The following is a 20,504-nucleotide window of genomic DNA, read 5'->3' as shown; positions in this document are numbered from 1 at the left end:
TACTTAATGTACTATGCCAGACACGTGGACCAGCCGATGGGATGAACGATATAGCACCGAGGAGTTTGCGTATGGCGTGCTGCCCAACACTTATCTAAAAGAGCAGCTGGATCTGCTTTCCCCGGGAAAGATTCTGTTTGCGGCCGAAGGGGAAGGGCGCAATGCCGTATATGCCGCCAAGCAAGGCTGGACGGTTTCGGCATTTGATATCAGTATTGCCGGGCAGCAAAAAGCCCTGAAGCTGGCTGATACGAATAAGGTCACGCTGGACTACCGGGTAGGTGAGCTACCGGCCCTGGGCTTTGCCCCGGCCCAGTTTGACGCTCTGGCCCTGATTTATGCCCATTTCCCAGCCAGCATCAAATCTGCCTACCACCAACAGCTCAGCCGTTACCTGCGGCCGGGAGGCGTGGTCATTTTTGAGGCATTCAGTAAAAACCACCTCGCCTATCTGGCCCGCAACGAGAAAGTAGGCGGCCCAAAGGATGTTGAATCCTTGTTCTCCCCAGAGGAAATCCAGGCTGATTTTGCCGGGTACGACGTTCTGGAGCTGACAGAACAGGAAGTTGAGCTGACCGAAGGCCTGTACCATAATGGCCTGGGGTCAGTTATCCGGTTTGTGGGCCGGAAGAAATAACCCATCCGCTAACCGCCTGCTACCAAGCACCTAGAACATGATAAAAAGTATTACACGAGCAAACCTGTTTATTCTATTGCTTTTAATCGGCTTTTCAGCAAACGCCCAACGCAAAAATGCTAAACTTGACAGCCTAGTAAATGCTTATGCCTCGATTAACAAATTCAATGGCACGGCCCTGGTTGTACAGGATGGCAAAGTAGTTTATGAGAAGAATGTCGGTTATCAGAATGCAGCCACTAAAACACTTATCACCCCGAGTACGGTATTCCCTATTGGTTCACTAACTAAATCCTTTACGGCTTTAGTGGTACTGAAGCTTGCTGAGGAAAACAAACTATCCGTAAACGACCCTATCAGCAAGTACATTGCTGACTACCCCAGAGGCCATGAGATATTAATAACACATTTGCTTACACACACCTCCGGTATCTACGAAATATTTCGAAATCCTGAATTTGTTAAGCAGCTAACTACTACGCGGATTTTCAGCCATGAAGAGAAAATGGCTTTCTTTAAAAACAATCCACTGGATTTTGAGCCGGGCAGCAAGTTCAGCTATTCAAACTCTGGGTATGACTTATTGGGCATTATCATCGAGAAAGTTGCTCGCTCTACCTACCCAGAAGCAGTAAGCAAGTATATTCTTAGACCTCTGCGCATGAATAGCAGTGGCTTTGACCTTGAGAAGATCAACGGCAGAAACAAAGCCGTGGGATATTCCTATCTATCAGCTACAAAGCAAGTTGAAGCTAAGCCCTGGAATCCAAGTTTGAATTTCTCATCCGGAGGCCTGTATAGCACAACGGAGGATTTATTGAAGTTCTACAATGGGTTGAGCAACTTCAAAATAATTTCCAAGGAGTCGTTTAACCAGGCAACCACTCCGTTTTTGAAGCGATATGGCTACGGGTGGTTCATCGACCAGATACACGGGGAAAAAGTAATTAACCACGGTGGCAATATCGAAGGCGGCACCAGCTACTTCCTGCTGATGCCCGAACAGAAGATAGGCATTATCCTTTTAAATAATATTACCTCAACGACTTTAGAAAAAACAGGCAACTCTATATACGCAGCTTTGCGAAACATGCCTTATAGTATTCCAAAACCTAAGAAGGAACTCAAGCTGGATGAGCAGACCTTACTGAAATACACTGGCACCTTTGAAGTATCTAAAAACTATAAGGTAGAAATATCTAATGACTCTGGCAAGTTATTTATGAAAGTTAACGATGAGAACAGAATGTTGATATCAGCAGAAAGTGAAAGCACTTTTTTCATTAACGATGCGGACATCGTGCTTGAATTTATTTCCAAAGGCGACAAGGTTGTTCAGCTCAAGATAAAGCAAGGTTTATCAACGAAAATAGCCGACAAATTAGGTTAAATCACACGTAAAGCTTGCACTACCAAGCAAAAACGCCCCGGAACCACTCAGGTTCCGGGGCGTTTTAGTTATTGCTTAAGCCGCTTATAACAGCAGTTTCTCAATTGAAACGGGCAGGTTGCGGATGCGCTTGCCAGTGGCATGGTAGGCCGCGTTGGCAATGGCGGCAGCCACGCCCAGCAGACCTACTTCACCCAGGCCTTTAATACCCAGCGGGTTCACCTTGTCGTCTTCCTCCTCCACGAAAATCACGTCGATGTCGTGGATGTCGGCGTGCACAGGAATGTGGTATTCGGAATAGTTGTGGTTCATGTAGCGGCCGAAGCCGTGGTCCATTACGCTTTCCTCCATCAGGGCCATGCTGATGCCCCACACCACCGAGCCCAGCACCTGACTGCGGGCCGTTTTGGGGTTCAGGATGCGGCCGGCGGCCACGGCATTCACCACGCGCGTGACGTGCAGAGTGCCCAGCTCCGGGTCTACCTTCACCTCCACAAAAACCGCGTTGTGCGCGTGCAGGGAGTGAATGGCTTGGTTAACAGGGTTGGGCATCATCGTGTTTTCCACCTCCAGCTTTTCTTCCCCGCTGGCGGGCAGAATGTCGCGGATAACCACGGCCTGGGTGATGTCGGCATTGAGCCGGATCTGGCCGTTGACGAACTGCACATCCTCGTAGCTGGCACCTTTAAGTGGGCTATCTTCCATCTTCTGGGCCAGCTTGAGCAGCTTTTCGCCCAGCTTGTCGCAGCACTCCTTCACGGCGTTGCCTACTGAGGCGGCCGTCCAGGAGCCGCCCTGCACTGGGGCTTCGGGCAGGGTAGTATCGCCGAGCTTGAAGGTCACGGCTTCCAGGGGCAGGCCCAGGGTTTGGGCCGCAATCTGGGTGATGATGGTGTAGGTACCGGTGCCGATGTCGTTGGCTCCGCTGAGCACAGTGAGGTGGCCGTCGGCATTCAGCGTGACCTTGGCGGCGCACTTCTGCATGCTGGCATCCCAGACGCCGGTAGCCATGCCCCAGCCCACCAGCAGGTCGCCGTCGCGCATGGAGCGGGGCTCCGGATTGCGTTTGTCCCAGCCGAATTTGGCCGCGCCCTCGTGGTAGCACTCGCGCAGCTTTTTGCTGGAAAACGGCCGCTTCAGGTTCTGGTCGCGCTCGGCGTAGTTACGCAGGCGAAACTCCAGCGGGTCGAGGCCGGCTTCGTAGGCCATTTCGTCCATGGCGCACTCCAGGGCAAACGAGCCGGTGGCGGCCCCGGGGCACGCATGTCCTGGGGCGTGTACACGTCGACTTTGGCCAGCTGGTAGGTTAGCTTCACGTTGTCGCACTGGTAGAGCATGCCCGACCAGTTGACCACGTTTTCGGTGTAGTCCTCAAACTGCGAGGTCTCGTGCAGAGCGTGGTGGTGCAGGGCGGCCAGGGTCCCGTCGGGATTGGTGCCCAGCTCCATGTACTGCAGGGTGTGGGGCCGGTGGCCGAAGCTGAACATCTGCTGGCGCGTCATCGAAACGCGCACTGAGCGTTTCAGCTCCAGGGAGGCCAGCACCGCCATAAACAGCTGGTACTGCGGCCGCAGCCCCGAGCCGAAGCCCCCGCCAGTGTATTTGGAAATAACCCGGGCCTCGTCTTTGTTCAGCCCAAACACCTTCATGACGTACTGCTGGGAGTTGAAGGCGCCCTGCGTTTTGTCGTAAATCGTGAGCTTCTTGTCGCCGTGGTACTCCACCGTGGAGGCAAACATCTCCATCGGGTTGTGGTGCTGGGCCAGATGGATATATTCACCCTCGACGCGGTGAGCCGCGTTTTTGAGCTCCTCATTCGGGTTGCCCCGGGCGCGGGCGGCGGTACCCAGCCCGTTTTGCCCCGCCCCGGCTCGAAGCCGTCGTCGCGCTTGGTTTCCAGGTCGGTGTCGTGCTTAACTACGTCGTAGTCGATGCGGAGCAAGCTGGAGGCGTAGCGGGCAATTTCGAAGGTTTCGGCTACCACCAGGGCCACGGGCTGCATGCTGTACTTCACCTCATTGCCCTGCAAGGGCCGGAAAGGCGAGCCGCCGGGGGCTACGTCGTCTTTGTAGCTACGGTCGAACCAGGCCAGCGTAGGCACGTTTTCGTGGGAAAAAACCTGCAGTACGCCTGGAATAGCCAGGATTTCGTCGGCGTGAATCTTCTTGATCTTGCCTTTGGCAATGGGGCTGCTCACCGCCACGCCGTACGCCAGGCCCGGCACATTGAACTCAGCGGCGTACTTGGCGGCACCCGTTACTTTGGCCGGCCCGTCGACGCGGTTAACGGGTTTGCCGATATAGTTGGTCGTGCTCATGGATTCGAGTTGGTAAAGATGTCGGCGGCTTTCTGGGTACCGGCGGTGGCTTGCTTCAGGGCCCGCACAATGGCGCGCTTGGCCAGCTCAATCTTGAAAGTGTTGTGGCCGTAGCCTTTGGCATCCTGCACCATAGCGGCAGCTGCCCGGCGGAAGGTATCCTCAGTGGCCGGCTGGCCTTTGAGCATATCCTCCACGGCCGGGTTGCGCCAGGGCATGTGGGCCACGCCGCCCAGGGCCAGGCGAGCATCCTTGATGGTGGTGCCATCGAGCTGCAAAGCGGCGGCTACCGACACCAGCGCAAAGGCGTAAGACTGCCGCTCGCGCAGCTTGAGGTAGCTGAAGTGCTGGCTGAAGTCCTCGTTGGGCAAGTCAATAGCCGTTACGATTTCGTCGGGCGCCAGGGTATTGTCGAATTGGGGCGTGTCGCCGGGCAGACGGTGGAAGTCCTCGAACTTGACGGTCCGCTCCCCGTTGGTGCCGCTCACGCGCAGGGTAGCTTTCAGCGCGGCCAAGGCAATGCACATATCTGAGGGGTGGGTGGCAATGCAGTGCTCACTGGTGCCCAAAATGGCGTGAATACGGTTGAAGCCGCCGATGGCCGAGCAGCCCGAGCCGGGCTCCCGCTTATTGCAGGGTGTGGCCGTGTCGTAAAAATAGTAGCAGCGGGTGCGCTGAAACAGGTTGCCGCCGTTGGTAGCCATGTTGCGCAACTGGGGCGAGGCGCCGGCCAGAATGGCCTGGTTGAGCAACGGGTAGCGCTTCTGTACCTGCTCGTTCCAGGCCGTGTCGGCGTTGGTAGCCAGCGCGCCCAGACGCAGGCCGCCGTCGGGGGTGTTTTCAATGGCCTTCAGCGGCAGCGGATTGATGTCGATGAGGCGGGTAGGCCGCTCCACGTTTTCCTTCATCAAATCCAGAATATTCGTGCCGCCGGCAATGAACTTGACCGTGTTGTCGGCCGCTTTTTCGCGCACGGCCGCGTCTACGGCGGCGGCGCGGGAGTAGGTGAAGCTATTCATGGCCTTGGGCTTTGGGCTGGTTCAGCACTTCTTCGATGGCCGACACGATGTTGGTGTAGGCGCCGCAGCGGCAGAGGTTGCCGCTCATCATTTCCCGGATTTCGGCCGTGGTTTTAACCTTGCCCTCGGTGAGCATGCCCACGGCCGAGCAGATCTGGCCGGGCGTGCAGTAGCCGCACTGGAAGGCGTCGTGGTCGACGAAGGCCTGCTGCAGCGGGTGCAGGTTTTCTTCGGTGCCTAGCCCTTCAATGGTCGTGATGTCGGCGCCTTCTTTCATCACGGCCAGCGTGAGGCAGGAGTTGATACGTTTGCCGTCGACGAGCACGGTACAGGCGCCGCACTGGCCATGGTCGCAGCCTTTTTTGGTGCCGGTCAGGTCGAGGTACTCGCGCAGGGCGTCGAGCAGAGTGGTCCAGGGCGCTATTTCCAGCTGCCGCTCCACCCCGTTGATCTTCAGCGTGACGGTGCTGGTGGCGGGTGGTGGGGCAATAACCGGATGGCCCAAGGAGGCTTGGGTGGTAGGTGAACTCATAAAATGGCGCGGATATAAAAGTGAAAGAATAGAGCAGCACGAAGGGTTCACGGACCGGCCAGAAGTGCCTGCTTCCGGCAACGGGCCAAGCTGAACCCTATTCTGCTTACGCCCGGAACTAGGTCCGTGTTGGGCCAGCCAGACTACTTTTCGTGGTTTTTGTCTTATTTATACTGATTATAGTTTAACCCCGCGCCCACGTCATTCCGGCACCAATACCGCTGAGCAGCAAGCGTAAACTGGCGGCCTCTGCAGCTGACAACGTTCCCGGCAACGTTTGCATGAATATATATTCTGCTATTCCTCTAAACGGCGGCCTGAAGCCCGACCTTAAGCAAACCGGGCTCAGCAGCAGCTCTTTGCTGCTCCCAGTGCCTTCTGGTCCCGTCCTTTAATTCCCACCAGTTCTTTATGAAGAAATCCTTACTCACCGCCCTGCTCGCCCTGGGCAGTGCTGCCCCGGCTGCTTTCGGGCAAACGGCTCCTTTCGGTCCCATCGGCTTCGTCACCCAGACTACTGGCATCACCGGCGGGGCAGGCGGCACTTCCGTGACCGTGAGCACCGGCACGGCCCTGATGGCGGCCATTGTGGCCAACAAAAGCAACGCGCCGCTGACCATCTACATCAACGGGGTGATTACGCCGGCCAACACGCCCACGACCTACGACAAGATTGAAATCAAGGACCGCAACAACATTTCCATCATCGGCGTGGGCAGCAGCGGGGAATTCAACGGCATCGGGCTCTACGTGCGCCGGGCCAGCAACATTATTATTCAGAACATCAAGGTGCACCACGTGCAGCTCGGCCCCAAGGACTGCATCGGCATCGAGGGCCCGGCCAACCACATCTGGGTAGACCACTGTGAGCTGTACAATGTATACCAGGGCGTCGGCGTGGACGATTACGACGGCCTGCTCGACATCAAGGACGACGCGGAGTACGTGACTTTTTCCTGGAACTACCTGCACGACGCCTGGAAAGCCAGCCTGAGCGGCTACACCGAAACTGACACCTACAACCGTAAGGTCACTTACCACCACAACCGGTTCGAGAACATCAACTCCCGCCTGCCGCTGTTTCGTGGGGGCACGGGCCACGTGTTCAACAACTACTATAAGGACATTGCCTCCACCGCCGTCAACTCCCGGGTCGGGGCCTGCGTCAAGATTGAGAACAACTACTTTCTGAACACCAAAAACCCCTACGTCTCGGCCTACAGCAGCGTGGTGGGCTACGGCGACATCTCGGGCAATACGCTCGTGAACAGTCCCTTTCAGTATTCCAGCGACACCTACCAGCTGGGCGCCTGCACCCTGCCCATTCCCTACCCCTACGCCTCAGTGCTGAACACCGCCGCCGAGGTACCGGCCGTGGTGTTGGCCGGGGCCGGTGTGGGCAAGCTCGGCACGGTAACGGGCGTAACCAAGCCGGTGGCCGAGCAGCTGGAAGTGTTTCCCAACCCGTTTAAAGGCCAGGGCACTTTCGCGGTAAACCTGCCGGGCCCGAGCCGGGTGGGTATTACGCTCTACACCCTGGAAGGCCGCAAAGTAGCCGAGGTAGCCACACCCGATAAGGTACTGAGTGCCGGCGCCCACCGCTTCGACTACCGCAACGCCGGCCTCACGCCCGGCCTGTATTTCTACGTGGTGAGCACCGAGCAGGGCTCCTACTCGCAGAAGCTGGTGGTGCAGTAGGTAGCCAATGTCCTCGTTTCCGTTTGCCTGGCAGCGGCAGCCCCACCCGGGGCTGCCGCTGTTTGCTTGGTGGGCACCAAGCTCAGCCTAAGAGGGCCGGGCCCGCCAAGCTGATGCAGGAGCTTGCGGCCAGACCCGGCGCAAGGCGCAACCAAGCCGGCGTAAGCTAGTAAACGACCTTACTACGGCCGCTTCGGCGCCTCTACCCGCAACCTGGCATTTCATGAGCACCATCGTCACGCTGACCCTGAACCCGACCGTCGACAAAAGCACGACGGCCGACCAGATTATTCCCGACCAGAAAATACGCTGTGCGGCTCCCAAGTTTGAGCCCGGCGGCGGGGGCATCAACGTGTCGCGGGCGTTGAAGCGGCTCGGTACGGATTCTCTGGCGGTTTTCCCCGTGGGCGGCCCCAGCGGTACGTTGCTGCGCGAGCTGCTTACTCAGGAGCAGATCCGGCAGGCCCCAGTGGAGATGCACAGCCGCACCCGGGAAAATTTCATTGTGGTAGACGCGGCCAGCGGGCAGCAGTACCGCTTCGGCATGCCCGGTACGGCCCTTACGGCCGAGGAGCAGCACCAGATTCTGCAGACGCTGAAGCACATCGACCAGCTTCCTGAATTCCTGGTTATCAGCGGCAGCCTGCCCCGGGCGTGGAGCCAGAATTTGTGGTAAAAGTGGTGCGCGCGGCCAAAGAGCGGGGCGTGAAAGTAGTAGTCGACACCTCGGGGCCGGCCTTGCACCGGGTGCTGGAAGAAGGCGTGTACCTGGCCAAGCCCAACGTGGGAGAGCTCAGCAAAATGGCCGGCGTGGATGAGCTCGACAACGAAGCCGTGGCCGAAGCTGCCCACCGGCTGGTGCGCGAGAGCAAGTGCGAAATCGTGGTGGTGTCGTTGGGGCCGCAAGGGGCCTGCGTAGTTACCAAAGACCTGGTAGACCACGTGCCGGCCCCGGCCGTGAAGCGCCGCAGCACCGTGGGCGCCGGCGACAGTATGGTGGCTGGCCTGGTCTACGGCTTGAGCACGGGCCTTTCGGTGCGCGAAGTGGTCCGCCTGGGCGTGGCCTGCGGCTCGGCGGCTACGATGAACCCCGGCACCGAGCTGTTCCGGCGCGACGACGTGGACAAGCTCTACCGGTGGCTGCTGCAAACCATGCCCGCGGCGGCGGCGTAATGTCCGACTCGATTCCTAGCCTGTTTCCTAGCCTGTTATCTCCGCCTATGTCTACTATCCGCACGTTTTCCGCTCCTTCTGAAGAATCCCTGTGGCCGCAGGTCAGCGCCGACCTGGCCCGGGAGCCCGACCTGCTGGAATACTCGGCGCGCCTGGAGCAGCGCGGCCTGACGGTGCTGGTGGATATCGACGTGGACCTGGGCGGAGGCTTCGAAGGCGGAATGTCTACAACCACGCTTACGGCCTCGGTACCCGGCAATCCGGCCCTGCGCTTTGCCCTTCACGAGCAGGATTGGGTGCACGAGTTGGGCAAGCTCCTGGGTCTGACCGATGTGGAACTGGGCGACCCGGCCCTGGACGATGCCTTCATCATTACCACCAATGACGCCGACGCGCTGCGGCAGCTACTCACTCCCGGCATCCGGGAAGTGCTGCTGCGCCACGCCGATACCCTGCGCTTTTCCCTGGCTCCCGCCGACGATGCCGCCGATGCGCCCCTGCTGCTCACCTTCGCGGTTGATGACGCAATACTAGACCCCTCGGCGCTGCGGGAAGTGTATCACGTCGTATTCGAGGTGCTGGAGAAGCTGGCAGCAGTCCCGGGCTTGGAGCCGGCCGCGTCGCACTCGTAAACTGGTCTTTGGAAATCCTAGCTCAAACAGCCTTTAATCTGCTACTTTCTCTTACCGCAACTACCGGCCGATTGGGCAGGTAGGCGCAGCCGTACCGAGCCCCACTTGGAGCCAGCTTTTTCTTGGTAATCTTACGGCGGCAATAGTTATCTACCCTGTTTATTCCGCTATGAAGCTGCTGCGTACTTCGTTGCTTGCCCCGCTCCTGTTGACCTTTGGGCTGTGCCTTATAACGAGTAGCGGCGGGTCGGCCCCCAGCTTGGTCGCACCGGAGAAAGACTTCGAAACTTTCTGGCGCACCTATAAAGACCACTACGCCTTTTTCGGTCTTCACCAGCTCGACTGGGACCAGGTGTACGCCAAATTCCGCCCTGTCGTCACGGCCCGCACCACGCCGGCCGAGCTGGAGGCCACGCTGATTGAGATGGTCAAGCCCCTGGAAGACGGGCACATTACCATAGCCCGGGGCGACAAATTTATTTATAAGGGCACTTCCCGGCGGCATTCCTACAAGCAGGAGTTCAAGGAAGTCCAGCAGGATTATTGGCAAACGGCTTACCAAAACCTGCAAGCCGCCGGCTTCGAGCCGGTGCGGGGCAGCGGGCCCACCGTGGGCAAATACCAGACGCTATACGTGGCCAAATCCAGCCAAAACCTGGGTTACCTGCGCCTGACGCGCTGCTTTGCCGAGCTGAGCGGGGTGATGGGCACTACCCGGCAGGAAAAGCAGGATCAGCAGCGCCTGCTCGGCCTCTTCGACGCGGCCCTGCGGGAACTAAGCGGCTGCCGGGTCCTGATTCTGGATCTGCGCGGCAACGGCGGCGGCCACAGCGGCAAGGAAATGGCCAGCCGCTTTGCTCTGAGTCGGCGCCTGACTCACTTCACGGCCGAACGGCAGCCCGGCGGCTATGAGCAATTTACGCCCTTGCAGCCTTACTACCTGGCGCCCAACCCCGCGCTTACCTACCAGAAGCCCTTGCTGATCCTGACCAACGACGGCACGGCCAGCTCGGCCGAGGAACTAGCCTTAGCTCTCTATCAACAACCCAACGTGACTACGATAGGCGACGCCACGGCCGGCATGTTTTCGGATATGTACCAGGCCCGCTTGTCGGGCAAAATCAGCTTTACCCTTTCTCACCAGCGCTACTTCACGCCCGATACCACCCTGCTCGAAGGCCGGGGCGTGCCGGTAAAAGAGCTGGTGCCCTACTCCCGCCCCGACCTGGCTCAGCACCACGACCCGGTTATTGCCCGAGCGCTGGCTCTGACACGCTAAGGCCTCGTACTGCTGCCTCTCCGTGCCGAACTGCGGCGCGTTTTTGCGCGTTAGTTCCTAACTTACCGTGACTCTCCGAACTTTCTTTAGTATGTCTCCCGCTTTGTCGACGCCGCCCGAAACCCGAATGCTCACCCGCAAAGAAATCGAAGCGCGGGCCCAGGCCGTTCTGCAGCAGGCCAACGCCGCCGGCACGTTGCCCATCGACCCGGTGAGCCTGGCCCAGCAGCACGACATTACGGTGCACAACGCCGAGTTTGCCCAGGACAACCTCTCGGGCATGATTACCAAGCAAAGCACGGGCACCATTATTCTGGTGAAAGGCTCGGACCCGGCCAGCCGTAAGCGCTTCACTATTGCCCACGAGTTGGCCCACCACTTCCTGCACCTGAACCAGGCCGCCGGCTCTTTTGTCGACAACACCATCAACCTGTTTCGGGAGCAGTTCTCAGACCACGCCCCGGACGCTGACCGGGCCCGCGAAATCGAGGCCAACCGCTTTGCCGCCGCCCTGCTCATGCCCGAGCCGCTGATGCGCCGCGAGTTTGCTCACAACCCCGACATCGACTATCTGGCCTGGCGCTTTGGGGTGTCGGAGCAGGCCATGGGCTACCGCATGGCGGAACTAGGCTTGCGCTAACCTATGGCCGACCTACTGCAAACCCTGCCCCCTGAGCTGCGCAACCAGGTAGCCGCCGTGGGCGAGCAGGTAAACCCCGGCGAGCTGGAATCCTTTGAGCGTGTAACCCGGGCCCGCGACCAAAGCTACAAGCTCCAAACCCTGGTTACGGCCTGGAAACAGCAGCACGAGGCCGAGCGCAGCCTGCGCCAGAAAGTAGCTTGGTGCATTCTCGGGCCCTGGCCTTCCAGATTCTGCTGGTTAACACTTGCTTTTTCCTTATCGGCTTTAATGTGCTGCACGTCGATGCGGACCTGTCGAAGATCTTCGTGCTGGCCGTCTTTGCCGAAATCGTTTCCATGGTTCTGATTGTGCTGCGTTATCTGTTTCCACAGGTTGGCACCGAATTCCTGCAGCTAATCAAGGAGCTGTAATGCCGAAAAACCACACATTGCACAATTACCATATAGAGTATAAATAAACTATTCTTAATATACGATATTATATTGGTAAATTTATATTATATTTTTATAACCTGTTATGTCCAATGCATTGATATTCATTATTTTATTCGTATGCTAAAACCATTAACCTGATATTAAAGTAGCTACCAAATACCCGAATAATGAAGATTTCCTATTAGGTTTGTTAGATATAAGCTTTTCACTTTTCTGGTAAAGCTTCGCCATTCTACTGCTTACCTAATGAAAACATCTTCTCTACTCAAATCAGGATTCCTGCTCACCATGCTGCTTGAGGCCCAGGCCAGCCAGGTGCTTGCAATGCCCGCCAGTCCTGCCGTAGCTGCACTTACCCAGCCTGCCTTACGTGCTGCTAGTGTGGATGTAACGACCACCCTGACCGGCCCTACCACCCTGGGCGCGGGGTATCGTCGGGGACGTACACGGTGACGTACAGCAACAGTGGCCCCGGTGATGCGTTCGATGTGACCCAGAAAGTGGCTCTGCCCGCCGGCTCCAGCATGACGGCGGCCCAGCGCGCTGCCCTGCCCGGCACGGCTACCTATGACCAGGCTGCGAACGTCATCGATTTCGGCACTACGGTGCTGGCTGACAACAGCTCGAAAACCTACACGTTCAGCTTTACGGTGCCCACCACCCAGGGCTCCAGCTTTCTGACCAGCACCGTTGGAACCAGTTCTAACCAGGGTGCCAACAAGAACGCCGACCAGACCCGCCTGAACGTGACCATCACGGCCGGCAACTTCTTTGTGGCTAATGACGACAGCAATGAGGTACCGGCTAACGGCAACAAGACGGGCAACATTATCCTGAACGACCCGAACCCGGCCAACCTGCCCAACAGCAGCTTCAGCGTGCAGTTGGTCACCGGCCCGACCCACGGCTCCCTGACGCTGAACCCCGACGGCAGCTACAGCTACACTCCCACCGCCAACTACCTGGGCCCCGACAACTTTACCTACCAGGTCAATGTGCCCTCCACCACGCCGCCCAACTCGAACGTGGCGACGGTGAGCCTGAACGTGTACGACGCCAGCCTGGTGTGCCTCAGCGGCACGGGTACCAACCTGCTGAAGAACCCGAGCTTTACGGACGGCAACACCGGCTTTACTTCCGCCTACGGCTATGCCGGTACGGGCGCCACCAGCCTGCAACCCGAGGGTAAGTATATGGTTGGAACTGAAGCAGGCAACTATCATAACAACTTCTCGGGCCACGGCCGCACGGGCGCCGGCGACAATTTCATGATGGTGAACGGCTCGGCCGACCTGAGCGTCGTGTATTCCCAGACCGTGGCGGTGCAGCCCAACCGGTATTACACCTTCTCGGCTTACGCCTCGAGCGTGAATACCGGCAACCCGGCCCAGCTCGGCTTTGTGATTAACGGCAAGTCGACCTCGTCGGTAACCACGCTGACGACCGAGGCGAATGTCTTCACCCGGATTTCCGACCTCTGGTTTTCGGGCAGCAACACCTCGGCCGTGATTGAAATCCGGGATGTAAACAAAGTAGCCAGCGGCAACGACTTCGGCCTCGACGACATCTATATCGGCACCTGCACCGTGTCGCTGACGGTAAACGACGTGCGCAATGCCAAGATGAACAACAAGGCTGCCGCCGCTAGCATTGCCCCCATGAGTGCCACCGTAACGAGTGGTCCGCCCGTAGGCAGCTTCACTATTCAAACCCTGCCCGCTCCCGCCAGCGGCATTTTGTACCTCAACGGCGACGCCGTGCTGCCGGGCCAGGTTATTCCGCTGGACCAGGCCGATAAGCTGACCTTCGACCCCGCCGACGGCTACGTGGGCAACGCCACCTTCACCTACAGCGGCACCGATACCAGCGGCTCGGGCAGCAACAACACGGCTACCTTCACTATTCCCGTAGACAGTACCCCGCTGCCGGTAGAGCTCACCGCCTTTGACGTCCGTCGCCTGGGCAACCTCGACGCTCAGCTCACCTGGCGCACGGCCCAGGAGCTGCACAACGACCGTTTCGAGATTCAGCGCAGCGTCGACAAGGAAGGCTTCACGCTGGTGGCTTCCGTAGCTGGCCAGGGCACCAAGACCAACGCCACGAACTACACCTTCACCGACCGGAATGCGGCCAACCTGGGCCGGACCGTGTACTACCGCCTGCGCCAGGTTGACAAAGACGGCACCACCTCGTATTCGCCCGTGCGCACGGTAACCTTTGAAGGTTCGCAAACGCTGAGCGTGTACCCCAACCCCACCACCGGTTCGTCCACGCTTGATTTGCGCGTGCTGCCCGCCAGCAGCTACCAGGTCACGCTCATCGACGCCACGGGCCGCCAGGTGCTGAGCACTGCTCTGCTGGGTGGGCGGCAGCACCCGCTGCTGCTCGAAGGGTTGTCGCGCGGCACTTACTTGCTGGTGGTGCGTGGCAACGGCGTCAAGCTTAGCCAGCACCTGGTGCGGGAATAGCCTGACCAGATTGTTTAAACCATAAAAAAGCCTTTACCATGCGGTAAAGGCTTTTTTTATGACTACCGAGTCGGCAGGCTACGGCTGCTTGGCAGCTACGGCCGTAGCCGTGTAGTCGGTAAAGACACCATCCAGACCCAGGGCGTAGAAGTTCTGGTACTCGGCCTTGGGGTCGTTGTTGTACTCCTTGAGCAGGTAGCGGCTCTCATCCCGAAACGTGTACGCATGCACAAAAAGGCCGCGCTGGTGGGCCCGCTCGATGAGGGAGGTAGCCGGCAGCTTTTTGTCGGGGGTGTAGGGCTGCACGTAGGGCTTCCAGGGTCCGATGCCTACGGCGTAGGTTTTCACGAAGTCCAGGCCCGCGTCGGAAGTCAGGTCCAGGAAGGTGCGCGCGTCGCCGGCTACCACGAAGTCGTAGGGCTGGGCGTAGGGCGCCTTCATCACCAGGTTGCCGGTGGCGTCCACGTCGTCGGCATCCAGGAGCTGCACCAGTTTCAGCGGCGACTTCTGGTGCAGGACACGCAGGTTGCCGACCTCGAACGACTGCACGTACACCGGGGCCTCCTTGCTGTTCCAGCCCGCCGCCGTCAGGGCGGCCAGCAGCTTGTCGGTCAGGGGCAAACCTAGCTGCTCGTGAAACGTGGGGTGCTTGGTTTCCGGATACACCCCAATAACCCGCCCTTTGGCCGTGCTTTGGGCTTTGGCCAAGTCGATTACTTCCTGAAATGTTGGAATCAGAAACTGCCCGTTGTACTGCTGGCTCCGGTCGGCCATGGCCTGCTTGGCCCGCAGCATCTTGATTTCGGCCAACGTAAAGTCGCTGGCAAACCAATCCTCGTAGGCCACGCCATCCACCATTTTCGTGGTTTTGCGACCCGCAAACTGGGGCAGCTCGGCCACGTTGGTCGTGCCCGACAGCATAGGCTCGTGCCGGCACACCAGCACCTGGTCCTTAGTCAGCACCACATCCGACTCGATATAGTCGGCGCCCTGGTCAATGGCCAGCTGGTAGGCTTCCAGCGTGTGCTCGGGCCGCAGCCCGGAAGCCCCACGGTGGGCAATAATGAGCGGGGCTTTGCCGTCGAGGGTGCGGTAGGCGGGGGCCGTCGACTCGTCGGAATCAGTGTCCTGGCAGGCCGTCAGGCCAGCCCAACCGAAAACGGTTAGCAATAGCAGAGCTTTTTTCATGGGGCGTAGTAACTACTAGTACGCCACAAAGCTGACGCCCCAACATCACCCCTGAATTAACGCCCGGTTATCAAATTGGCACCGCCAGCCCGCTGCTACGCCAGATGCTGATACAGCATTCCGGCCGCGGCCAGCAGCAAGGGCATATCAGTGGTACGCTCCTCGCAGCGCTGCATGTCGTAGTGGCACAGCGTGCCAAAAGCCCGGCCCTGGGTGTCCCGAATCAGCACCCCGCAGTAGGATATTACGGGCGTGTTGATGATGCCCTTCGCGCGCGAATCCGTGGTGGCATCAGCAATTTCCAGGGGAGCCTGCTGCCGCCCGACCAAGGAGCAGTAGGTTTCGCCCATGGGCGCGTCGCCGCCCTTTTCCAGCGCGGGCTGAAACCGGTCGAACAAGGCCACGTTGCGCAGCATGTCCCCGTCGAAGCGAAAAATGCCGGTGTATTGGTGCGGAGTACGGTTGTTCAGATACCGCAGGGCTGCATGAACGCCCTGCCGCTGAAGCACATCGGTGAACTCACCTATTTCACGCTTCATCAGGGCATCATCGGTAGCGGGGGAACTGTTCATAACTACGGGCCAAGGTGTGGGAGCGGCCCCGGAAACGGGAGCCGGCAGGCAGGTTGAAAACTCTAACGGGCCGCCAAGATACGACACGGAGCCTTGGCAAGACTCCGTTGCGGCTCCCCGCCCCCACACCTAAGCTGATATGCTGCCTGCTCCTTGGGTTGCTGCCATCTACGCCTCCACGGCTAGCTCCGTCGTCACGGCAATGCGGTTCCAGCCATTGATCAGAACAATTGCCATCAGTGCCTGAGCTACGTACTGCTCGCCGAAAATGGTCACGGCCTGCTGGTAGGTAGCATCCGAAACCCCGCTCTGGCTAATCAGCGTAACTTCTTCGCAGAGGGCCAGCAGGGCTTTTTCCTCGGGTGTAAACAAGCTTGTTTCGCGCCAGGCCGAGAGCAGGTATAGCCGCTGCTCGGTTTCACCGTCTTTACGGGCTTCTTTGCTGTGCATATTGATGCAGTACGCGCAGCCATTAAGCTGGGAAGCACGCATTTTTAGTAGGTGCTTGTGGGAAGCGCTGAGTCCGGTGGCGGCCAGGTACTTTTCCAGATTATACATGCCTTTCCAGGCTTCGGGCTCGAGTTGTTGCAGGTTGAATCGCATGGTCAACAAATGGTTAGGGTTGAAGTATGCGACAAAGGTGGGGCCCATCCGACCCGATTCTCCTTAATCTAGATTAAGAAACGCCGGGCTGCTACGAATGCTCCACCCGCGCCCGGATCTTGCTCAGAAACTCCGGCGTAAAGCCCAGAAACGAGGCCAGCATGTACTGCGGCACCCGCTGCACAAACCCCGGCCAGGCCTGGCTGAAGTGGCGGTAGCGCTCCTCCCCCGACATGCTATACAGGAACTTGATCCGGAACAGTGCCGCGGCGGCGGCCCGCTGCAGCACCAGCCGGAAATACCGCTCCAGCTGCGGCAGCTGCCGAAACACTTCCTCCTGCACTTCCTGGGAAAACACGACCACCTGCGTGGCTTCCACGGCCTGAATGTTGAACTCCGAGGGCCGCTGCAGGTCCAGGCTGGCGTAGTCGGTCAGCCACCAGTTCTCGATGCCGAACAGAATGGTTTGCTCGGTGCCTTTCTCACTGACCAGATAGGTGCGCAGGCAGCCCCGCAGCACAAAGTAATTGGCCCCGCACACCTGCCGCTCCCGCAGCAGCAGTTCCTTGCGCTCCACGGTTTGCACCCGCAGATACGAGCAGAGCAGGGCTGCTTCGGCGTCGGTCAAAGTCACGTAGCGGGCAATATGGGCAAGCAGGGGCGCGTACATAGCTAAGCAGGCGGCTAGAGTGAGCAATACCCGAAGGTACACGGCTGCTTCATCTTCTTAATCTATCCCAACCAGCTCTTAAGGCAGCAGCGCAGCACACAGGAAAGCCTTGAATGCCAGTCAAGCTCGGGTATTGAGCACCCTAGCCCGAATTCACTGACCAAGTTCCGCATCCTGCCATCCTGCATCCCGCACATGAGGCCCAGCCCTGCCAGACTACTTCTCCGCCAGCAGCGGGGCCTTGTGCACGTACGCGTCGCCCCGCAGACTATCGACCATAAACCGCGCGAGTTGCCGCCGACTAATCCCGAACGGGGCGGGCGTCTGCTGGTAGCGCACCACCAGCTCCCCCAGCTGCTCCTTATCATTCAGGGCCACGGGGCGGGCAATAACCCACTCCAGGCCCGAGAGCCGCAACAGCTCTTCCTGGGCCGCGTGGTCGGCAAAGACGTGCCGGAAGTTGGTCAGCCGAATCATCAGCCGCATGTACCAGGGCGCGTACGGCCGGGAGTCGCCGGCTCCAATCGAGGACAGCGTAACGATGCGCCTCACCCCCAGCTCCCACATGGCCGCCACCGTGTGTTGCATCACCGTAGCCAGGGTGTGGGGCGGGTAATCTTCTTCACCGAAAACGACTCAGCCTCACTTAACGCGCTCAGGGCACTTACCACGGCCTGGCACCCTACCATTGCTTGGCGCACGGCCTTGGGGTCGGTGGGGGAGCCGGCTACTACCGTCAGGTGGGGCGAAGTGCGCGTGAGCTTGGCCGGGTTGCGAACCAGGGCCGTTACGGCGTAGCCCTGGGCCAAGGCATAGTCCAGAAGTAGGCCGCCGGTGCGGCCGGTGGCTCCGTAGAGCAGGATTCGTTGCATTACTAAAAGTCAAAACGGTGATACGAGCTGCAAACCTATCGGCCGTGTGTGCTAGGTTTGCTACCGGTTCCCTCTAGGATACCGCTTCCCTTTACACTACCACCCTATGGATTCCTGCCCCGGCAACGGCCCCAAAAGTCAGTACCAGGCCGTCCGCGACACGCTCGACGTCGTCAGTGGCCGCTGGAAGCTCGTCATCCTGGCAGCCCTGTTCGCACGGCCCTTCCGCTTCCGCGAGTTGAGCCGCGAAATCGGCATCACGCCCCGCATCCTGACCAAGGAGCTTCAGGAGCTTGAGCAGCACCAGCTCGTCAGCCGCACTGTGCTCGATACCCGCCCCGTCACCGTCGAATACGCCTGCACGGCCCACAGCCGCACCCTGCTGCCCGTGGTACAGGCCATGAGCGACTGGGGCTACCTCCACCACGAAGTCGTGGTGGGCCAGAAGCGTCCCGACGACCCCGCCCGGCCTTCCAATCTGGGGGCCCACTAGCAAAAAGCCGCTCAACCACAGCAGTTACCACCTTCGCCCGTATAAGGCGGCAAGGCCCCGTTCACGCAACGGCCCTAACTTGCGGCCCGGTTGCGCTGCGCCCCCACGCACACCTCCTCCGAAAACGAACATCGAGTAACGAACACAACACCTATGGCTTCAGGTTTTTTTGCGCTCTTAGATGACATTTCCGCTCTGGTCAAAGTAAGCGCGGCCAGCCTGGACGACGTGCCGGCCCAGGTCGCCAAAACCACTGGCAAAGTCTCCGGCATTGTCATCGACGACACGGCCGTGACGCCCAAGTACGTCGTCGGCCTGGACCCCTCCCGGGAGCTGTCCATCATCTACCGGATAGCCAAAAAATCCCTGGTCAACAAAATCCTGATTCTGAGCCCGGCGGCCCTGCTGCTGGGCTACTTTGCCCCCTGGGCCATTACCCCCATCCTCATGCTGGGCGGGTCCTACCTCTGCTTCGAGGGCTACGAAAAGGTCCACTCCATGTTCAGCACCCACCACGACGTGGACGTGGAAAGTGAGCAGGTCCAAACCATTACCCCCGAGGAGCTCGAAGAAGAGCGGGTAGCCAGCGCCGTCCGCACCGATATCATCCTGTCGGCCGAAATCATGGCCATTGCCTACAGCCAGGTTACCGGCCAGCCCATCATCAACCAGATTGCCGTTATGCTGGCCGTAGCTGTCTTTATCACTGTGGCCGTGTATGGCTTCGTGGGCCTCATTGTGAAAGCCGACGATATCGGCGTGCACCTGGCCCAGGACAAATACGGGCCTGCCACGCGCAAATTCGGCCGCGGCATGGTCAAGTTCATGCCCCACTTCCTGAGCATCCTCAGCTACGTCGGCACCGCCGCCATGCTTTGGGTAGGCGCCGAAATCATCCTTCACGGCATTCCCTACACCGCCCACCTGCTCCACGAGCTCGAACTTTCCCTAGCCAACATCCCCGCCCTGGGCTGGCTGGCCAAGGTGCTGGTCTGCGCCGTAGCCGGCCTGCTCATCGGCTTCGTGGTCGAAAAGCTGGTGTTGCTGGTCAAGAAAGTGCTCGGCAAGGATAAACAAGCGGCCCACTAGCCTTACTCCCTGAAAACGCAACGAGCCCCTGGTTTCGACCAGGGGCTCGTTGCTATATATAGCCCTCCGTCTGCCACACCGGTTCCACAGGCCCCCGGCGCCTCAGCAGCCTATTGACCTAGGCCCCTCAGGAGGCGGCCCTTCCCAGCCCTTCCAGTACCAGGCGCTGGTGGTGCCGCACGTGGTACAGCGTGAAGTAGAGCATCTGGCGCAGCGTCAGTTTGCCCAGCGCCGGATGAGGCAGCAGCAAGGTATCCAGCTGCTGTTCCGAATAGCCCGCCGCCCGCCTTACCAGCCGTGCCACCTCGGCCCGCAGCTTCTCGGGCAGCTCCCGCTGCTGGTCTGCTCCCACTTCGTCCGGCACAAATCCCTCCGTGGCCTTGAATCCTCCCGCCAGCACCTGCTGATAGCGCGACACGAGCTCCTCGTAAGACCCGGCCGGCGCATCGGTCCGGCCAAATAGCAAGCCCTGCACCATGCCCGGCAGCATCAGCGCCCCGCCCACCCGGCTCACCCCCCGGATAATGTGGTCCAGGTGCTGGCCGGCATTCCATTTCCCCGGAGGCTTCAGCAAAAAGTCGGGGGCTCCAAGGGCTTCCACGGTCCCGGCAAAATCCTCGTGGGCAGCGGTAAGCGCCTCTAGTAGCTGCGGCGTAGTCATGGTAGAACGTGAATAATTGGTTTGTGCAATAGTACACAGTTTCCGCTCGTGCATCTCAGCAACCCAAAACTGGTTGCAAATCCCGACCTACGGTCACCAAAACCCCGCGGTGTGGTCACCAAAATCCCGACCTA

Annotated in this window: 24 protein-coding genes and 1 pseudogene; 13 read left to right on the top strand and 12 right to left on the bottom strand. The window is 59.2% G+C overall.

Annotated features, from left to right (window positions below; translation table 11 throughout):
* Window positions 1-13 precede the first annotated feature (13 nt).
* Both MUN79_RS09205 and MUN79_RS09200 read left to right on the top strand, forming a co-directional pair.
* A complete protein-coding gene (locus MUN79_RS09205) occupies window positions 14-637 on the top strand; it encodes a class I SAM-dependent methyltransferase (protein WP_244677388.1) in 624 nt (207 codons plus the stop codon).
* A 37-nt stretch (window positions 638-674) separates the two neighbouring features.
* Window positions 675-2,027, top strand: a complete 1,353-nt coding sequence (locus tag MUN79_RS09200) for a serine hydrolase domain-containing protein (protein ID WP_244677387.1) — start codon at window positions 675-677, stop codon at window positions 2,025-2,027.
* An 84-nt stretch (window positions 2,028-2,111) separates the two neighbouring features.
* On the opposite strand, the gene MUN79_RS30810 is transcribed toward MUN79_RS09200, so the two are convergent.
* From MUN79_RS30810 to MUN79_RS09185, 5 genes and pseudogenes are all read right to left on the bottom strand, one after another.
* Window positions 2,112-3,245, bottom strand: a complete 1,134-nt coding sequence (locus MUN79_RS30810) for a xanthine dehydrogenase family protein molybdopterin-binding subunit (protein WP_311136698.1) — start codon at window positions 3,243-3,245, stop codon at window positions 2,112-2,114.
* Complete coding sequence (locus MUN79_RS30805) at window positions 3,164-3,799, bottom strand: molybdopterin cofactor-binding domain-containing protein (protein WP_311136765.1); 636 nt, start codon at window positions 3,797-3,799, stop codon at window positions 3,164-3,166. The genes MUN79_RS30810 and MUN79_RS30805 overlap by 82 nt, the downstream gene beginning before the upstream one ends.
* Window positions 3,800-4,005: 206 nt before the next feature.
* Window positions 4,006-4,344 (bottom strand): annotated as a pseudogene (locus tag MUN79_RS30800) (xanthine dehydrogenase family protein molybdopterin-binding subunit); the annotation flags it as partial.
* Window positions 4,341-5,363, bottom strand: coding sequence for an FAD binding domain-containing protein (locus MUN79_RS09190; RefSeq protein WP_244677386.1), 1,023 nt, complete (start codon window positions 5,361-5,363; stop codon window positions 4,341-4,343). The gene MUN79_RS09190 and the pseudogene MUN79_RS30800, both read right to left, overlap by 4 nt.
* The gene (locus tag MUN79_RS09185) at window positions 5,356-5,895 is read right to left on the bottom strand and encodes a (2Fe-2S)-binding protein (protein ID WP_244677385.1); all 540 of its coding nucleotides are present in this window, start codon (window positions 5,893-5,895) and stop codon (window positions 5,356-5,358) included. The genes MUN79_RS09190 and MUN79_RS09185 overlap by 8 nt, the downstream gene beginning before the upstream one ends.
* Window positions 5,896-6,306: 411 nt before the next feature.
* Here MUN79_RS09185 and MUN79_RS09180 point away from each other — a divergent pair, with 411 nt between their 5' ends.
* The 9 genes from MUN79_RS09180 (at window position 6,307) to MUN79_RS09145 (ending at window position 14,222) form a co-directional block, all read left to right on the top strand.
* Window positions 6,307-7,593 (top strand): pectate lyase family protein, encoded by a 1,287-nt coding sequence (locus MUN79_RS09180; RefSeq protein ID WP_244677384.1) that lies wholly within the window; start codon window positions 6,307-6,309, stop codon window positions 7,591-7,593.
* Window positions 7,594-7,816: 223 nt separating this feature from the next.
* On the top strand, window positions 7,817-8,269 hold the full coding sequence (locus tag MUN79_RS30795) for a 1-phosphofructokinase family hexose kinase (RefSeq protein WP_311136697.1): 453 nt from the start codon (window positions 7,817-7,819) through the stop codon (window positions 8,267-8,269).
* The gene (locus MUN79_RS30790) at window positions 8,248-8,766 is read left to right on the top strand and encodes a 1-phosphofructokinase family hexose kinase (RefSeq protein ID WP_311136696.1); all 519 of its coding nucleotides are present in this window, start codon (window positions 8,248-8,250) and stop codon (window positions 8,764-8,766) included. The genes MUN79_RS30795 and MUN79_RS30790 overlap by 22 nt, the downstream gene beginning before the upstream one ends.
* Window positions 8,767-8,813: 47 nt before the next feature.
* On the top strand, window positions 8,814-9,398 hold the full coding sequence (locus MUN79_RS09170) for a hypothetical protein (protein WP_244677383.1): 585 nt from the start codon (window positions 8,814-8,816) through the stop codon (window positions 9,396-9,398).
* A gap of 169 nt (window positions 9,399-9,567) precedes the next feature.
* The gene (locus MUN79_RS09165; RefSeq protein WP_244677382.1) at window positions 9,568-10,677 is read left to right on the top strand and encodes a S41 family peptidase; all 1,110 of its coding nucleotides are present in this window, start codon (window positions 9,568-9,570) and stop codon (window positions 10,675-10,677) included.
* A 91-nt stretch (window positions 10,678-10,768) separates the two neighbouring features.
* On the top strand, window positions 10,769-11,317 hold the full coding sequence (locus MUN79_RS09160; protein ID WP_244677381.1) for an ImmA/IrrE family metallo-endopeptidase: 549 nt from the start codon (window positions 10,769-10,771) through the stop codon (window positions 11,315-11,317).
* A 203-nt stretch (window positions 11,318-11,520) separates the two neighbouring features.
* A complete protein-coding gene (locus tag MUN79_RS09155; RefSeq protein WP_244677380.1) occupies window positions 11,521-11,730 on the top strand; it encodes a hypothetical protein in 210 nt (69 codons plus the stop codon).
* Window positions 11,731-12,000: 270 nt separating this feature from the next.
* Window positions 12,001-12,207 carry a hypothetical protein gene (locus tag MUN79_RS09150; protein WP_244677379.1) on the top strand — a complete coding sequence of 69 codons (207 nt, stop codon included), beginning with the start codon at window positions 12,001-12,003 and terminating at the stop codon, window positions 12,205-12,207.
* A complete protein-coding gene (locus MUN79_RS09145) occupies window positions 12,204-14,222 on the top strand; it encodes a cadherin-like domain-containing protein (RefSeq protein ID WP_244677378.1) in 2,019 nt (672 codons plus the stop codon). The genes MUN79_RS09150 and MUN79_RS09145 overlap by 4 nt, the downstream gene beginning before the upstream one ends.
* Window positions 14,223-14,300: 78 nt before the next feature.
* On the opposite strand, the gene MUN79_RS09140 is transcribed toward MUN79_RS09145, so the two are convergent.
* From MUN79_RS09140 to MUN79_RS29960, 6 genes are all read right to left on the bottom strand, one after another.
* Window positions 14,301-15,410 (bottom strand): glycerophosphodiester phosphodiesterase, encoded by a 1,110-nt coding sequence (locus MUN79_RS09140; protein WP_244677377.1) that lies wholly within the window; start codon window positions 15,408-15,410, stop codon window positions 14,301-14,303.
* A 95-nt stretch (window positions 15,411-15,505) separates the two neighbouring features.
* On the bottom strand, window positions 15,506-15,982 hold the full coding sequence (locus tag MUN79_RS09135; protein WP_244677376.1) for a hypothetical protein: 477 nt from the start codon (window positions 15,980-15,982) through the stop codon (window positions 15,506-15,508).
* A 168-nt stretch (window positions 15,983-16,150) separates the two neighbouring features.
* A complete protein-coding gene (locus MUN79_RS09130; RefSeq protein WP_311136764.1) occupies window positions 16,151-16,585 on the bottom strand; it encodes a carboxymuconolactone decarboxylase family protein in 435 nt (144 codons plus the stop codon).
* Between the two features lie 91 nt (window positions 16,586-16,676).
* Window positions 16,677-17,255 carry a Crp/Fnr family transcriptional regulator gene (locus MUN79_RS09125; RefSeq protein WP_244677375.1) on the bottom strand — a complete coding sequence of 193 codons (579 nt, stop codon included), beginning with the start codon at window positions 17,253-17,255 and terminating at the stop codon, window positions 16,677-16,679.
* 216 nt (window positions 17,256-17,471) lie between these two features.
* Entirely contained in the window at window positions 17,472-17,843 is a 372-nt protein-coding gene (locus MUN79_RS29965; protein ID WP_262923053.1) for an NAD(P)-dependent oxidoreductase, read from the bottom strand.
* Window positions 17,843-18,127: an NAD(P)-dependent oxidoreductase gene (locus tag MUN79_RS29960; RefSeq protein ID WP_262923016.1), complete on the bottom strand. Its 285-nt coding sequence runs from the start codon at window positions 18,125-18,127 to the stop codon at window positions 17,843-17,845. The genes MUN79_RS29965 and MUN79_RS29960 overlap by 1 nt, the downstream gene beginning before the upstream one ends.
* 106 nt (window positions 18,128-18,233) lie before the next feature.
* Here MUN79_RS29960 and MUN79_RS09115 point away from each other — a divergent pair, with 106 nt between their 5' ends.
* Both MUN79_RS09115 and MUN79_RS09110 read left to right on the top strand, forming a co-directional pair.
* The gene (locus tag MUN79_RS09115) at window positions 18,234-18,620 is read left to right on the top strand and encodes a winged helix-turn-helix transcriptional regulator (RefSeq protein ID WP_244677374.1); all 387 of its coding nucleotides are present in this window, start codon (window positions 18,234-18,236) and stop codon (window positions 18,618-18,620) included.
* 153 nt (window positions 18,621-18,773) lie between these two features.
* Window positions 18,774-19,709: a DUF808 domain-containing protein gene (locus MUN79_RS09110; protein WP_244677373.1), complete on the top strand. Its 936-nt coding sequence runs from the start codon at window positions 18,774-18,776 to the stop codon at window positions 19,707-19,709.
* A gap of 127 nt (window positions 19,710-19,836) precedes the next feature.
* On the opposite strand, the gene MUN79_RS09105 is transcribed toward MUN79_RS09110, so the two are convergent.
* The gene (locus MUN79_RS09105) at window positions 19,837-20,370 is read right to left on the bottom strand and encodes a DinB family protein (protein ID WP_244677372.1); all 534 of its coding nucleotides are present in this window, start codon (window positions 20,368-20,370) and stop codon (window positions 19,837-19,839) included.
* Between the last annotated feature and the right edge of the window lie 134 nt (window positions 20,371-20,504).

Origin of the sequence: Hymenobacter cellulosilyticus (assembly GCF_022919215.1) — a bacterium.
GTDB classification, from domain to species: Bacteria; Bacteroidota; Bacteroidia; order Cytophagales; family Hymenobacteraceae; genus Hymenobacter; species Hymenobacter cellulosilyticus.
The sequence above is the reverse complement of the archived record's forward strand: the minus strand, read 5'-3'. Positions and strand labels throughout refer to the sequence as shown.